This is a genomic window from Streptomyces chattanoogensis (assembly GCF_001294335.1).
Taxonomy (GTDB): Bacteria; Actinomycetota; Actinomycetes; order Streptomycetales; family Streptomycetaceae; genus Streptomyces; species Streptomyces chattanoogensis.
In genome coordinates, this window is sequence record NZ_LGKG01000141.1 from 12,414 (window position 1) to 26,560 (window position 14,147).

Sequence of the window (14,147 nt, forward strand, 5' to 3'; positions counted from 1 at the left end):
CAAGCATGAGTCTTCTCGTCGTCGGGCTGAGTCACCGCAGTGCGCCGGTGAGCGTGCTGGAGCGGGCCGCGCTGGCGCCCGAGGTGCGCGGCAAGCTGCTGCAGGACGCCGTGTCGGCCGAGCCGGCCACCGAGTCCGCGGTGCTCTCCACCTGCAACCGCATCGAGCTCTACGCCGACGTGGACAAGTTCCACGCCGGTGTCGCCGAGCTGTCCACCCTCCTGGCGCGCCACGGCGGCGCCGCCCTGGAGGAGCTCACCCCTTATCTCTACGTCCACTACGAGGACCGCGCCGTCCACCACCTCTTCTCGGTGGCCTGCGGCCTGGACTCGATGGTGATCGGCGAGGGCCAGATCCTCGGCCAGATCAAGGACGCGCTCGCCGTCGCCCAGGAGCAGCACACGGCGGGGCGGCTGCTCAACGACCTCTTCCAGCAGGCGCTGCGGGTCGGCAAGCGCGCCCACAGTGAGACCGGCATCGACAAGGCCGGCCAGTCGCTGGTCACCTTCGGACTGGAGCAGCTCGCCGGGTCCGCCGACGTCGAGAAGTGGGCCGGCGGCAAGCGGGCCCTGGTGATCGGCGCCGGCTCGATGTCCTCGCTGGCCGCGACCACCCTCGTACGGGCCGGCGTGGCGGAACTGGCGGTCGCCAACCGTACGGTGGAGCGCGCCGAGCGGCTCGTGCAGATCCTCACCGAGCCCGGCGGCCCTGGGGCAACGGGCGGGCTGACCGCCCGCGCCGTGCCGATGGACGCCGTGGCCGCGGAGCTGGCGGGCGCCGATGTGGTCGTCTCCTGTACGGGCGCGGCCGGGCTGGTGCTGGGCGCCGACGCCGTGGCCGCCGCGCTGGCCGGCCGCCCCGACGGCCTGGCGCTGCTCGACCTCGCCATGCCCCGCGACATCGACGCCGCGGTCCACCGGATCGAGGGCGCGCACCTCGTCGACATCGAGACGCTGGCCGACGCTTCCGCCGACGCACCGATGGCGGCCGATGTGGACAAGGTGCGCGGCATCGTCTCCGCCGAGGTCGCGGCCTTCGGCGCCGCCCAGCGCGCCGCCCACATCACCCCCACCGTGGTCGCCCTGCGCACCATGGCCGCGGACGTCGTCACCAGCGAGATCGCCCGGCTCGACGGCCGCCTCCCCGACCTGGACGACAAGCAGCGCGCCGAGATCACCCAGACCGTGCGCCGCGTCGTCGACAAACTCCTGCACGCGCCCACCGTGCGGGTCAAGCAGCTCGCCAGCGAGCCCGGCGGGGCCGGGTACGCGGACGCGCTGCGCGAACTCTTCGATCTCGACCCGCAGACGGTTGCCGCCGTCAGCCGGGCCGACACGCGCGCCGACAGGCACGATGCAGCACGGGAGCGCACATCATGACCGACACCACTACCAGGGCCCTGCGGCTGGGCACCCGCCGCAGCAAGCTCGCCATGGCCCAGTCCGGGCAGATCGCCGAGGCGGTCCGCGAGCTGACCGGCCGTCCCGTCGAGCTGGTGGAGATCACCACGTACGGTGACACCTCCCGCGAGCACCTCGCGCAGATCGGCGGCACGGGCGTGTTCGTGACCGCGCTGCGCGACGCACTCCTGCGCGACGAGGTCGACTTCGCCGTCCACTCGCTCAAGGACCTGCCCACCACGCAGCCCGAGGACCTGGTCCTGGCCGCGATCCCCGTACGGGAGGACCCCCGTGACGCGCTGATCGCCCGGGACGGCCTCACCTTCGAACAGCTTGCCGACGGCGCGCGCATAGGCACCGGCTCGCCCCGCAGAATGGCGCAGCTCAACGCCTGGGCCCGGACGCTCGGCAAGCGCATCGAGACCGTACCGATCCGCGGGAACATCGACACCCGCATCGGCTTCGTCGAGAACGGCGAGCTGGATGCGGTCGTCCTGGCCGCCGCCGGGCTCACCCGGATCGGCCGGATCGACGAGGCGACGCAGCTGCTGTCGCCCGACGTGGTTTTGCCCGCCCCCGGCCAGGGGGCACTGGCGATCGAGTGCGCCGCGGTCAACGCGGACCTCGCCGCCAAGCTTGCCGAGCTCGACGACCCGGACACCCGGGCCGCCGTGACCGCCGAGCGTTCCCTGCTCGCCGCCCTGGAGGCCGGCTGCTCCGCACCCGTGGGAGCGCTGGCCGACCTGCAGGCTGACGAGCAGGCTGTCACCGAATTGCATCTGCGCGGTGTCGTCGGCACGACCGACGGCAGCACGCTGGTGCACTTGTCCACCACCGGGCACGCACCCGCCTCTCCCGACGATGTCTCGACCCCGCAGGATCTGGGTCGGGAGCTCGCCGCCGAGATGCTCGCAAAGGGTGCGGCCGGTCTTATGGGGGAGCGAGCACTTTGAACCCCACCGCCCCAAACCACTCCGCCTCCGGTCAGGTCACCTTCCTGGGTGCCGGGCCGGGAGACCCGGGTCTGCTGACGCTGCGTGCCGTGGAGGCGCTGGCCTCCGCGGACGTACTGATCGCCGATCCGCAGGTGCTGGACGTCGTGCGCGTGCATGCCCGCGCACACGTGGACACACCACTGCAGGGGTCAGCTGACGAGGCGTCAATCCCCGTCAGCCCTCCCGGCGTTTCCACCCTTCGGGACACCGCCAATCTTGTCATGGCGGCCGCCCGCGCGGGCAAGCGGGTCGTCCGTGCGGTGGCCGGCGATCCCGGCCTGGACGGGAACGTCGCCGAGGAGATGCTGGCGTGCGCCGCCGAGGGCATCGTCTTCGAGGTCGTCCCCGGCATCGCCGCGGCCGTCGGCGTCCCCGCGTACGCCGGCGTCCCGCTGCGCGACGCGGCGGGCACGGACGTCCGCTTCGTCGACGCCCGCAGCGCCGACGACCGCTGCTGGGCCGAGCTCGGCGCCAGCGACGCCACCGCCGTGGTCTCCACCACCCTGGATTCGGTGGCCGCGGCCGCCGGCGAGCTGGTCACCGCGGGCCGCAAGCCCGACACCCCGCTCAGCGTCACCGTCGCCGGCACCACCACCCGCCAGCGCACCTGGACCGCCACCCTCGGGTCGGTCGCCCAGGTGCTCAAGGCCGCCAAGGTGCTGCCCTCCCCGGACGGCGGCCAGCCGGTCATAGCCGTGGTCGGCGAGCGCAGCGCCCCCGCGCAGCGCGACCAGCTGTCGTGGTTCGAGTCCAAGCCGCTGTTCGGCTGGCGGGTCCTCGTACCGCGCACCAAGGAGCAGGCCGCGTCGCTCTCCGACCAGCTCGTCTCGTACGGCGCGGTGCCGCACGAGGTCCCGACCATCGCCGTCGAGCCGCCGCGCACCCCGCAGCAGATGGAGCGCGCGGTCAAGGGCCTGGTCACCGGCCGCTACGAGTGGATCGCCTTCACCTCGGTCAACGCCGTCAAGGCCGTCCGGGAGAAGTTCGAGGAGTACGGCCTGGACGCCCGCGCGTTCGCCGGCATCAAGGTCGCGGCGGTCGGCGAGCAGACCGCCAAGGCCCTGGTCGCCTTCGGCGTGAAGCCGGATCTGGTGCCGAGCGGCGAGCAGTCCGCGGCGGGTCTGCTGGAGGACTGGCCGCCCTACGACCCGGTCTTCGACCCCATCGACCGCGTGTTCCTGCCGCGCGCCGACATCGCCACGGAGACCCTGGTCGCCGGGCTGATCGAGCTGGGCTGGGAGGTCGACGACGTCACCGCCTACCGGACCGTGCGCGCCTCGCCGCCGCCGGCCGAGACCCGCGAGGCGATCAAGGGCGGCGGCTTCGACGCCGTGCTGTTCACGTCCTCGTCGACCGTGCGGAACCTCGTCGGCATCGCCGGCAAGCCGCACAACGTGACCGTCATCGCCTGTATCGGCCCGGCCACCGCCAAGACCGCCGAGGAGCACGGGCTGCGGGTGGACGTCATGTCGCCCGAGCCGTCGGTGCACAAGCTGGCCGAGGCGCTCGCGGACTTCGGGGCGGCTCGGCGCGATGCCGCGATCGAGGCGGGCGATCCCGTCACCCGGCCGAGCGAGCGCCGGCCGGGGTCGCGCCGCAGGGCCCGCAGCTGACCGATCCGTCGCCGGCCGGGCGCCCCTTCCGGGGGGTGCCCGGCCGACGCCGTGTTGGCAAAGGCGCCCGCGGGGCGGGCGTAGCGTGGGTGGCATGACGAAGTACGGAAGCTTCCCCGGGGCGCGGCCGCGTCGGCTGCGTACTACCCCCGCCGTGCGGCGGATGGTTGCGGAACACCGCCTGGACCCGGCCGACCTGATCCTCCCCGCGTTCGTCCGGGAGGGCATCACCGAGCCGGTGCCGATCAACGCCATGCCGGGCGTCGTCCAGCACACCCGCGACACGCTGCGCAAGGCGGCCGTCGACGCGGTAGAGGCGGGCGTCGCCGGGATCATGCTCTTCGGTGTGCCGCTCGACGAGAAGAAGGACGCGGCCGGTACGGCCGGTACGGACCCCGACGGCATCCTGCAGCAGGCCATCCGGGACGTACGGTCGGAGACCGGTGACGACCTGGTCGTCATGTCGGACCTGTGCCTGGACGAGTACACCGACCACGGCCACTGCGGCGTCCTGGACGCCGGGGGCCGGGTCGACAACGACGCCACGCTGGAACGTTACGCCGAGATGGCGCAGGTCCAGGCCGATGCGGGCGTCCATGTGGTCGGCCCCAGCGGCATGATGGACGGTCAGGTGGGCGTGGTCCGTGACGCGCTCGACCAGACCGGCCACGAGGACGTGTCGATCCTCGCCTACACCGCGAAGTATTCGTCCGCGTTCTACGGGCCGTTCCGCGAGGCGGTCGGCTCGTCGCTGAAGGGCGACCGCAAGACCTACCAGCAGGACCCGGCCAACCTCCGTGAGTCGCTGCGCGAGCTGGCGCTCGACCTGGAGGAGGGCGCCGACATGGTCATGGTCAAGCCGGCGCTGCCGTATCTGGACGTGCTGGCGAAGATCGCGGCGGAGGCGCCCGTCCCCGTTGCCGCGTACCAGATCAGCGGCGAGTACGCGATGATCGAGGCCGCCGCCGAAAAGGGCTGGATCGACCGCGACAAGGCCATCCTGGAGACGCTGACCGGCATCAAGCGGGCCGGGGCGGACATGATCCTGACCTACTGGGCGACGGAGGTCGCGCGGGGGCTGTGACCCATCTCGCCCGATGCCGCTGTTTGGGGGAGTTGAGGCGCGCGCATTCTTGATCATACGCAGCCGTGATCATGCGCAGTCGTGATCGTACGGAGCAGATCTGCGCCTCAACTTCCCTGAAGAGAAGAGCACTTCGGACGTGTTACGTTCCCGATTCGCACGCCGCGCGGCGGCCTCGGCCGCCGCGCTCGCCATATCCATGGCCACCCCCGCCGTCGCCGAGGCCCGGCCGTCGGCTCCGTCCGCCCAGGCGCCGGCCGTGGCGCCCTTCCAGCTGGTGAAGATCCCCGGCGTCGGCGGCATCAAGCTCGACGGCGCCACCTGGATCCACCCGGACGCCACGCCCCGCCCGGCCATCGTCCTGCCGTCCCCCTGGACGCAGTTCGGCTGGCACACGTACACGGTCCTGGCGACCAAGTACGCGCTGGCCGGCTACAACGTCCTCGCCTACTCCGCACGCGGCTTCGGCTTCTCGGAGGGCGAGGCGGAGGCGGGCGGCCCGCTGGATGTCCGGGACGGCTCCAAGGCGCTGGACTACCTCATCGCGCACGCCCCGGGCCGCACCACCAAGGTCGGTTTCGCGGGCCTGTCGTACGGCTCCGGCCTCAGCCAGCTGATCGCCGCCCACGATTCCCGGGTCGACGCGGTCGCCGCGCTGAGCACCTGGGGCGACCTGGGCGAGGCGTTCTACGAGAACCGCACCCGCCACCTCGGCTCCGTACGGGCCCTGCAGACGGTCGCGGGCAACGCACGGCTCAGCGCGCACACCCGCCAGGCCTTCTCCGACATCCTCACCAACCGCAACATCCCCCGGGCGCTGGCCTGGGCCAGGCAGCGCTCCCCGCAGACGTACCTCAAGCAGCTCAACAAGCGCCGGGTGCCCGTCTTCTACGCCCAGGGGTGGCACGAGACGCTGTTCCCCTCGAACCAGTCGCTGAAGACGTTCAACGGCCTGACCGGGCCCAAGCGGATCGACATGTCCGTCGGGGACCACGCCGGCCCCGAGATGACCGGCCTCGGCGGCCTGCCGAACCACGTCACGAAGGACGCCAAGCGCTGGTTCGACCGCTTCCTCAAGGGCGAGCGCAACGGCATCGACACCGAGGGCCAGGTCAACAGCCAGGTGATGTGGAAGTACCTGCCGTGGCTGCGCGAAACCCGGGCCGACTGGGGTGCCTTCACGGAGGGGACGCAGCGGCTCGACCTCGCCGCACCGGAGGGCAGGGGCACGGACGGCGGTCTGCGCCCCGCCCCGTCGACCGGCTGGCGCATGGGCTTCACCTCCGGCAAGGACACCACCGCGAACGCCGCGGGCAGCATCCCCTTCCTCGCCGGCGTCAGGGAAATGGCGGGCCTGCCGAAGACGTACCGGACGCACACCATCTCCCGTGAGAACGCGGCGGTGTGGTCGGGCGCCCCGGCGGAGTCGACGACGCGGCTGCGCGGCGCGCCCAGGCTGCGGCTGACGTACACGCCGACCACGGCCCGGTCGACGATCTTCGCCCATCTCTTCGACGTCGACGGGAACGGCTCGGCGCACATCATCACGCACGCCCCGTTCACGTCACTGGACGGCCGGGCGGGCCGCCCCGTGACGGCCGACATCAGGCTGCAGGCGGCCGCGTACGACGTGCCGAAGGGGCACCGGCTGATGCTGGTGGTGGACACCAAGGATCCGCTCTACGGCGATGCGAACGGCGCCGGTGGCACGATCACGGTGAGCTCGCCCAAGAGCCGGCCGTCGTACCTGGACGTGCCGACCGGCTGACGGCCTTGCCCCGCCCGGCCGGGCGGGGCAATCGGTGCCCGGCCGCCCGGACGCTAGAACTGCGGTGGTGCCGGGAAGCCCGCCGGACCCACCGGGCCTGCCGGGCCCGCTGCCGCGTTCGCCTTCGCGCGGCGTCGGCCCAGTACCCCGATCAGCACCGCGCCGAGGACCATCACCAGCCCGACGCCACCGGCGCTGTACCCGATCGTCGTCATGGACGTGTCCAGGGGCGGATGACCGGTCGCGGACGTGCCGTCCTGGCCGGCCGGGTACTCCTTGCCCTTGTGCTTCGCCGGGGCCGTCGCGACGGAGGGCGGGTTCGCGGACGCCCGGACCGCGGCGGCGGCGTTGATCGTCCCGGCACCGACCAGGGCGTTCCATCCGCCGGGCGGGTGGTGCGCCGTCCTGGCCAGCAGTGTGCGCACCTGCGCCGGTGTCAGCTTGTGGTGGTGGGACAGCATGAGGGCCACTACGCCGGAGGCGAGAGCCGTCGCCGGCGAGGTGCCGTTGACCGGCCGGTAGCCACCGGTGTTGTTCGCGCTCACGATGCCCACGCCCGGCGACGCCACGGCGTTGTAGGTCCGTACGGTGGAGAACTCGGCGCGGGTGCCGCCCTTTTGGGTCGCGGCGACGGCGATCACCGTGGGATAGCCGGCCGGGTACTCGGCCTCGTTGAACTCCTCGGCCCCGTTGCCTGCGGAGGCAAGGACCGGGATGCCCTTCTGTGCGGCGTGGGCCAGGGCGTCCACTTCGTCGTCGTCGTAGCTGCTGCCGAACGACTCGCCGCCGAGCGACATGGAGATGACGTCGGCGCCATGGTCCACGGCGTAGTTGATGCCCTGGGCGACGGGGCTGGGCCCCTGCCGCGTGGAGATGCCGTGCTCCTTCTTGTCGTCGATCACCCGGACCGAGAGGATCTTGGCCTTCGGGGCGACCTTGAGGACGTCCGAGGCCATCGCCGTGCCGTGCGCTCCCCACCGCGGGTCGCCGGGACGGAGACCGTCCTTCTGGTAGTCGGGCCCCGTTGTCACCCTGCCCGCCACCGCCGGGTGGTTCTCCTCGACACCGCTGTCCAGGACCGCGACCGTGATGCCTTCCCCCTGGGCGGTCCGCTGGGCCGCGGCCAGGCCGAGCGCCTGGTACTCCCAGCTCCTGGGGGTGGCGGCAGCCGCGGGCGTCGCGGCCGTCACGCACAGCAGCGAGGCGAGGCCGGCCGCCGTCACGGCCGCTGCGATGCGACGGGTACTCAATGGCTCGTCTCTTTCATCATCAGATCCTGGAGGTGCTGCTGCAGCACTTCCACCACACCGGCGGCCGCGCCCTCCCACGGACCGCGGTCCCACCTGGCGTCGGAGCGATGGCTGCCGAACTTGCCGGGCAGCCTGCCCGCGACGCGGCCGTCCACCGTGCCGGCCGAGGCCGCAAGGGCGTAGGGCATGTCCGAGTTGCTGATCGTGTCGCCGGCCGAGCCGCTGCGGCGGGCATCGTTCCACTTGGCCGTGAGGGTGCCGGGGGCCCCGTATGCCTTCACCAGGTCCCGCGTCGGGTGCTTGTCCTGCTCGTTGCTGAAGAACGCGTGCATGGACTCCGGGTCGGTGCCCTTGGGCAGGACGATCAGCGCAACCGTCACCACCGTGTTGCCCGTCGGGTCGACATAGGTGGCCCGCAGCGTGGCCTTGCAGCCGAGCTTCTTCGCCTCCGCCGCAACGGCGCTGCTCAGCCCGTCATCGCACGCGGTCCTGTCGGATATGCCGACGCGGTGCCACTGCGCGCGCTTGGGGTCGGCCGTGTCGGACCGGTAGTCCTTCTTGGGTGCGAGGGTCTCGGGGAGGAGCTTGGCCACGGGCTCGCTGCGCCACATCTCCGGGCCGAAGTCGCCGGCGTTGGAGCTGACTTGGCTCGCGTTGGAGTACGCATGGGCAACCAGCCCGCCGCCGCCCAGCAGCCCGAGCCCGCCGCACACGGCCAGGAAGGCGGTGAGGCAGGCACGCCCCGTGCTCTTGCCCGAGGCCGGTGCCGGGCCGGGCATACCGGGGGGCGGCATGCCCGGCATCCCGGGTCCGCCCTGCGGTGCCCAGCCGCCCGGAGCGCCCTGTGCCGGGGGGCCTTGGGGCGCCCAGCCGCCCGGTGCACCGCCCTGGGGGGCCCAGCCGCCCTGCGGCGCGTTCGGGGGCACGTTCTGCGGCGCGGGCGGACCGGGCGGTGCGAACGGCGGTGGTTGCGGGGCCATGCCCTGGCCCTGCGGCCAGGCTCCCTGCTGAGGCTGTTGGCCGTACGCCCCGGCGTTGCCGGGACTTCCGGGCGGCCCCGGATACGACATGGCTCCCCTCCCTGTATCGGCGTCCGGCACGCGGGCACGAACAGCGGGGGGATCGTCAGGTCAGCGGGCACGCCCCCGCGCGTGCCCAGGAGACACTATCGATCACCTGTCCGATGGGGCGAGAAGCGGGTCTCCGGACGGAGACCGTACGGCCCGGGGCCGCCGCGCAGGACGGCCCCGGGTGACGCTCAGAGGCGCTCGGGGGTCCGGATCCCCAGCAGCGCCATCCCCTGGTGGAGCGTGCGGCCGGTGAGGTCGCACAGGAAGAGGCGGTTCTCGACGACCTCGGCCGGGTTGTCCGCGCTGACGACCTGGCACTGGTCGTAGAACGTCGTCAGGTACGAGGCCAGCTGGTAGAGATACGCGGCCAGCCGGTGCGGCTCGTACGATGCCGCGGCCTCGGCGACCACCTCGGCGAAACCGTCGAGGTGCAGCCCCAGCGCCCGCTCCGCGGGGGCCAGTTCGAGCTCCGGGTGGGCCGCGGGGCGGGTCTCGCCGGCCCGCCGCTTGATCGACTGGATACGGGCGTACGCGTACTGGAGGTACACCGACGTGTCGCCGTTCAGCGACACCATCTGGTCCAGGTCGAACTTGTAGTCGCGGGCGGCGGACGTCGACAGGTCGGCGTACTTCACCGCGCCGATGCCGATCTGGGCGCCGTTCTCGACGATCTCCTGCGCGGTGAGGTTGATCTTCTCGTTGTTCTTCTCGCGCACGACCGCCGTCGCCCGCTCGATCGCCTCGTCCAGCAGGTCCACCAGCCGCACCGTCTCGCCCTCACGGGTCTTGAACGGCTTGCCGTCCTTGCCCAGGACCGTGCCGAAGGCGAGCTGGACGGCCTGCGTCTTCTCGTTCAGCCAGCCGGCCCGCCGCGCGGTCTCGAAGACCATCTTGAAGTGCAGGGACTGCCGGGCGTCCACGACGTACAGGAGGGTCTGGGCGCCCAGGTTCTGCACCCGGTCGCGGATCGCGGAGAGGTCGGTGGCGGCATATCCGTAACCGCCGTTGGACTTCTTGACGATCAGCGGGACCGGGTTGCCGTCCGGGCCCTTGACGTCGTCGAAGAACACACACAGCGCACCCTCGGAGCGGACCGCGACGCCGGACTCCTCCAGCAGCCGGCAGGTCTCCTCCAGCATGGCGTTGTAGCCCGACTCGCCGACGACGTCGGTGTCGTGGATCTCCATGTCCAGCTTGTTGAACACCGAGTAGAAGTAGATCTTCGACTCGTCGACGAAGCGCTGCCACAGGGCGCGGGTCTCCTCGTCGCCGGCCTGCAGGTCCACGACCCGCCGCCGCGCCCGCTCCTTGAACTCCTCGTCGGAGTCGAAGAGGGCACGCGACGCCTTGTAGAGGCGGTTCAGGTTGGACATGGCCTCCTCACCGGAGACCTCGGTGTCCGCGCCGCTCTTGTGGTCCAGCTCGTGCGGGTGCTCGATCAGATACTGGATGAGCATGCCGAACTGGGTGCCCCAGTCGCCGATGTGGTGGCGGCGGATCACCTTCTCGCCGGTGAATTCCAGGATTTCCACCATCGCGGCGCCGATCACCGCCGACCGCAGATGGCCGACATGCATTTCCTTGGCCACATTCGGCTGCGCGTAGTCGATGACGGTCGTGCCCGGCGCCTCGGCGTACGGCACACCCAGCCGCGCATCGGCGGCGCGCTCGGCGAGGGTCTTGATGATCGCCTCGTCCGCCAGGGTGATGTTGAGGAAGCCGGGCCCGGAGACCTCGATCTCCTTGATCACCGCACCGCTCTCACCGGCGGGAATGCCCTCCACGACCTTGGCCGCCAGCTCCCGCGGATTGCCCTTGAGCTTCTTCGCCAGGGCCAGCATGCCGTTGGCCTGGAAGTCGGCCCGGTCGCTTCGTCGCAGCAGCGGGTCCGCGGCGCCGGCCTCCGGCAGGGCTGCCGAGAGGGCGTCCGCGACGCGCTGGTTGACCGTAGCTGCGAGGGAAGTGACCGAGGCCATGGAAGGAGCGCTCTCTTCTAGAGGAAGGGGACGTTGGAGCGGAAAGGGTTTGCCAGTGAGTATCCCACGCCGGTACCACTGAATTTCTGAGCGGGCGGCGTCTGGGAGAATGGCACCGCCAGGCTTATGGGCGTCGCTGCGCGGTATCCGGCGCACCACGCGGCGCAACGGGAAAGCACCAGGAAGAGGAAGGGCCGATCGTGGCTCAGCAGAGCACCGAGACCGACTGGGTCTCCAGGTTCGCGGACGAGGTCATTGCCGAGGCGGAGCGCCGCGCCCCCGGCAAACCGATCGTCTGTGCCTCGGGCCTGAGCCCGTCCGGCCCCATCCACCTCGGCAACCTCCGCGAGGTCATGACCCCGCACCTCGTCGCGGACGAGATCCGCCGCCGCGGCCACGAGTGCATCCACGTCCTCTCCTGGGACGACTACGACCGGTACCGCAAGGTCCCGGCCGGTATCGACCCGTCCTGGGCGGAGCACATCGGCAAGCCGCTGACCTCCGTGCCGGCCCCGCCCGGCAGCCCCTACGGCAGCTGGGCCGAGCACTTCAAGGCCGCCATGGAAGAGTCGCTGGCCGAGCTGGGCATCGAATACCGCGGCATCAGCCAGACGGAGCAGTACACCTCCGGCGTCTACCGCGAGCAGATCCTGCACGCGATGAAGCACCGCGCCGACATCGACGGTGTCCTCGACCGCTACCGCACCAAGGACAAGGCCACCGGCAAGCCCAAGAAGCAGCAGAAGCCGGTCGACGAGGCCGAGCTCGAGGCCGCCGAGGGCTCCGGCGCGGCCACCGAGGACGACGGCAGCGCGGGCGCCGCGGGCTACTACCCGTACAAGCCCTACTGCACCGTCTGTGAAAAGGACCTGACCACCGTCACCTCGTACGACGACGAGTCGACGGAGATGGCCTACACCTGCACCGCCTGCGGCCACTCCGAGACCGTGGTGCTGCGCGAGTTCGACCACGGCAAGCTGGTCTGGAAGGTCGACTGGCCGATGCGCTGGGCCTTCGAGGGCGTGGTCTTCGAGCCGAGCGGTGTGGACCACTCCTCGCCCGGCTCGTCGTACGTCGTCGGCGGCCAGATCGTCCGCGAGGTCTTCGGCGGCGCCCAGCCCATCGGGCCCATGTACGCCTTCGTCGGCATCAGCGGCATGGCCAAGATGTCGTCGTCGAAGGGCGGTGTGCCCACCCCGGGTGACGCGCTGAAGATCATGGAGGCGCCGCTGCTGCGCTGGCTCTACGCCCGCCGCAAGCCCAACCAGTCCTTCAAGATCGCATTCGACCAGGAGATCCAGCGGCTCTACGACGAGTGGGACAAGCTGGCCGCCAAGGTCGCCGACGGCTCGGCGCAGCCCGCCGACGCCGCCGCCTACAAGCGCGCCGTCGGTACCGCCGCCGGCGAACTGCCCACCACGCCGCGCCCGCTCCCGTACCGCACCCTGGCGTCCGTCATGGACATCACGGCGGGCCACGACGAGCAGACCCTGCGCATCCTGAGCGAGCTGGACCCCGACAACCCCGTCACCTCGCTGGACGAGGCCCGGCCGCGGCTCGACAAGGCCGAGTACTGGATCACCACCCAGGTCCCGGCCGACCAGCGCACCATCGTCCGCGACGAGCCCGACAAGGAACTGCTGGGCTCGCTGGACGAACAGGGCCGCGCCTCGCTGCGGCTGCTGCTCGACGGGCTGGACGACCACTGGTCGCTGGACGGCCTGACCACGCTCGTCTACGGCGTGCCCAAGATCCAGGCGGGCCTGGAGCCGGACGCCAAGCCGACGCCGGAACTCAAGGTCGCCCAGCGCTCCTTCTTCGCCCTGCTCTACCACCTGCTGGTCGGCCGGGACACCGGGCCGCGGCTGCCCACGCTGCTGCTGGCGGTCGGCGCGGACCGGGTGCGCAAGCTGCTCGGCGACTGACCGGTCGCGGCGGGCGGCGGGCTGCCGCTGAGTCGTAGTGCCCCACCCGGCCGTGCGACTTCCGGAGGAGAACGGGTTCGGCCCCGGGGACGAGGATCCCCGGGGCCGAACGCATCAGGCTGGAGGCATGAGGGGATTCATCGGAGTCATTGCCATGCTCCAGGGGGCGGTGGGTTTCATCGCCGACGTGTTCTTCGACAACAACGTGGGCATTCTTTCCCACTGGTTCGATCTCTCGCCCGCGGCCCATCTCGGGGTGTTCGTACTCGGCGCCGGGCTCGCCGTATGGGGCGACGTGGACAAGAAGCGCAGGCAGCGGCGGGCGGGCGCGGGCTCTGCCCAGCCCTGAGGCGGCCCTAGCGGTCTTCCCCGCGCGCCAGGGGGGTGGTGGCCCACCCCTGTTCCAGCAGGGCGAACAGGTCACGCAGGGCCCGGGCCGGGTCGTCGCTTGCGCGGGCGAGGCCGGGGGCCTCCAGGGCGAAGCGGGCCAGGCCGGCGACGGCAAGGTCGTCGGCAGCCAGCCCGGTGGCCTCGGCGAGCGCGGCGGCCAGCGCCTTCTCGTGGCGCGACCACATCCGCCGGGCGTAATCCCGCAACGCGGGGGTGGATTCGACGAGGACGAACGTGGGGTCGTCGGTCCGCACGGCGGTACGGGTGCGCACCAGGTGGTCGCGCAGGGCGTGCAGGACGGGCAGGCCGGGAGCCCGGTCGCGAACGGCGGCGACCAGGGCGCTCTCGATGTCCGCGTCCAGGTCGAAGACGAGGGCTTCCTTGCTGGGGAAGTGCTTGAAGAGCGTGCTCAGCGAGACGTCGGCCGCCTCCGCCACTTCGCGGACGCCGACGTCGTCGAAGCCGCGCTCGGTGAACAGCCGCAGGGCGGCATCCGCCAGGGCCTGTCTGGTCCGGGCCTTCTTGCGCTCGCGGCGCCCTGTCGTCGTCTCGGACATGCGCTCACCCTACCCCACTTGAGGCGACTCGATCGGAAAGGCGATCGGATAAAAAGTCGAATCGATTGCACTTTTGGAGTTGATTGTGTTTCTGTGAAGGGGTGAGCCCCTCGGACCTC

General features: G+C 71.5%; 11 protein-coding genes. 7 read left to right on the top strand and 4 right to left on the bottom strand.

Annotated elements, in window-relative coordinates; translation table 11 throughout:
• The first annotated feature begins 5 nt into the window (after positions 1-5).
• The 5 genes from ADL29_RS19825 to ADL29_RS19845 all read left to right on the top strand — a co-directional run bounded on the left by ADL29_RS19825 (position 6) and on the right by ADL29_RS19845 (position 6,860).
• Positions 6-1,379, top strand: coding sequence for a glutamyl-tRNA reductase (locus tag ADL29_RS19825; protein ID WP_053924986.1), 1,374 nt, complete (start codon positions 6-8; stop codon positions 1,377-1,379).
• Positions 1,376-2,353 carry a hydroxymethylbilane synthase gene (hemC, locus tag ADL29_RS19830; RefSeq protein ID WP_053924987.1) on the top strand — a complete coding sequence of 326 codons (978 nt, stop codon included), beginning with the start codon at positions 1,376-1,378 and terminating at the stop codon, positions 2,351-2,353. The genes ADL29_RS19825 and hemC overlap by 4 nt, the downstream gene beginning before the upstream one ends.
• Positions 2,350-4,008 carry a bifunctional uroporphyrinogen-III C-methyltransferase/uroporphyrinogen-III synthase gene (locus ADL29_RS19835; RefSeq protein WP_053924988.1) on the top strand — a complete coding sequence of 553 codons (1,659 nt, stop codon included), beginning with the start codon at positions 2,350-2,352 and terminating at the stop codon, positions 4,006-4,008. The genes hemC and ADL29_RS19835 overlap by 4 nt, the downstream gene beginning before the upstream one ends.
• Before the next feature lie 94 nt (positions 4,009-4,102).
• The gene (gene hemB, locus ADL29_RS19840) at positions 4,103-5,092 is read left to right on the top strand and encodes a porphobilinogen synthase (protein WP_053924989.1); all 990 of its coding nucleotides are present in this window, start codon (positions 4,103-4,105) and stop codon (positions 5,090-5,092) included.
• A 139-nt stretch (positions 5,093-5,231) separates the two neighbouring features.
• Positions 5,232-6,860, top strand: coding sequence for a CocE/NonD family hydrolase (locus ADL29_RS19845; RefSeq protein WP_053924990.1), 1,629 nt, complete (start codon positions 5,232-5,234; stop codon positions 6,858-6,860).
• Positions 6,861-6,913: 53 nt separating this feature from the next.
• Here ADL29_RS19845 and ADL29_RS19850 read toward each other — a convergent pair whose 3' ends face one another.
• The 3 genes from ADL29_RS19850 to argS form a co-directional block, all read right to left on the bottom strand.
• The gene (locus tag ADL29_RS19850; RefSeq protein WP_053924991.1) at positions 6,914-8,110 is read right to left on the bottom strand and encodes a S8 family peptidase; all 1,197 of its coding nucleotides are present in this window, start codon (positions 8,108-8,110) and stop codon (positions 6,914-6,916) included.
• Positions 8,107-9,180: a hypothetical protein gene (locus ADL29_RS19855; RefSeq protein ID WP_245689554.1), complete on the bottom strand. Its 1,074-nt coding sequence runs from the start codon at positions 9,178-9,180 to the stop codon at positions 8,107-8,109. The genes ADL29_RS19850 and ADL29_RS19855 overlap by 4 nt, the downstream gene beginning before the upstream one ends.
• A gap of 188 nt (positions 9,181-9,368) precedes the next feature.
• Positions 9,369-11,156 (bottom strand): arginine--tRNA ligase, encoded by a 1,788-nt coding sequence (gene argS, locus ADL29_RS19860; RefSeq protein WP_053924992.1) that lies wholly within the window; start codon positions 11,154-11,156, stop codon positions 9,369-9,371.
• A 200-nt stretch (positions 11,157-11,356) separates the two neighbouring features.
• On the opposite strand from argS, the gene lysS reads away from it, so the two are divergent.
• On the top strand, positions 11,357-13,081 hold the full coding sequence (gene lysS / locus ADL29_RS19865; protein WP_046927333.1) for a lysine--tRNA ligase: 1,725 nt from the start codon (positions 11,357-11,359) through the stop codon (positions 13,079-13,081).
• Positions 13,082-13,208: 127 nt separating this feature from the next.
• Positions 13,209-13,430 (top strand): hypothetical protein, encoded by a 222-nt coding sequence (locus ADL29_RS19870; protein WP_053924993.1) that lies wholly within the window; start codon positions 13,209-13,211, stop codon positions 13,428-13,430.
• 7 nt (positions 13,431-13,437) lie between these two features.
• On the opposite strand, the gene ADL29_RS19875 is transcribed toward ADL29_RS19870, so the two are convergent.
• Positions 13,438-14,028, bottom strand: a complete 591-nt coding sequence (locus ADL29_RS19875; RefSeq protein WP_053924994.1) for a TetR/AcrR family transcriptional regulator — start codon at positions 14,026-14,028, stop codon at positions 13,438-13,440.
• Positions 14,029-14,147 lie beyond the last annotated feature (119 nt).

Coding starts and splice junctions, on each gene's coding strand:
- ADL29_RS19825 (WP_053924986.1), top strand. CDS start 6: ATGAGTCTTCTCGTCGTCGGGCTGAGTCACCGCAGTGCGCCGGTGAGC.
- hemC (WP_053924987.1), top strand. CDS start 1,376: ATGACCGACACCACTACCAGGGCCCTGCGGCTGGGCACCCGCCGCAGC.
- hemB (WP_053924989.1), top strand. CDS start 4,103: ATGACGAAGTACGGAAGCTTCCCCGGGGCGCGGCCGCGTCGGCTGCGT.
- ADL29_RS19855 (WP_245689554.1), bottom strand. CDS start 9,180: ATGTCGTATCCGGGGCCGCCCGGAAGTCCCGGCAACGCCGGGGCGTAC.
- argS (WP_053924992.1), bottom strand. CDS start 11,156: ATGGCCTCGGTCACTTCCCTCGCAGCTACGGTCAACCAGCGCGTCGCG.
- ADL29_RS19870 (WP_053924993.1), top strand. CDS start 13,209: ATGAGGGGATTCATCGGAGTCATTGCCATGCTCCAGGGGGCGGTGGGT.
- ADL29_RS19875 (WP_053924994.1), bottom strand. CDS start 14,028: ATGTCCGAGACGACGACAGGGCGCCGCGAGCGCAAGAAGGCCCGGACC.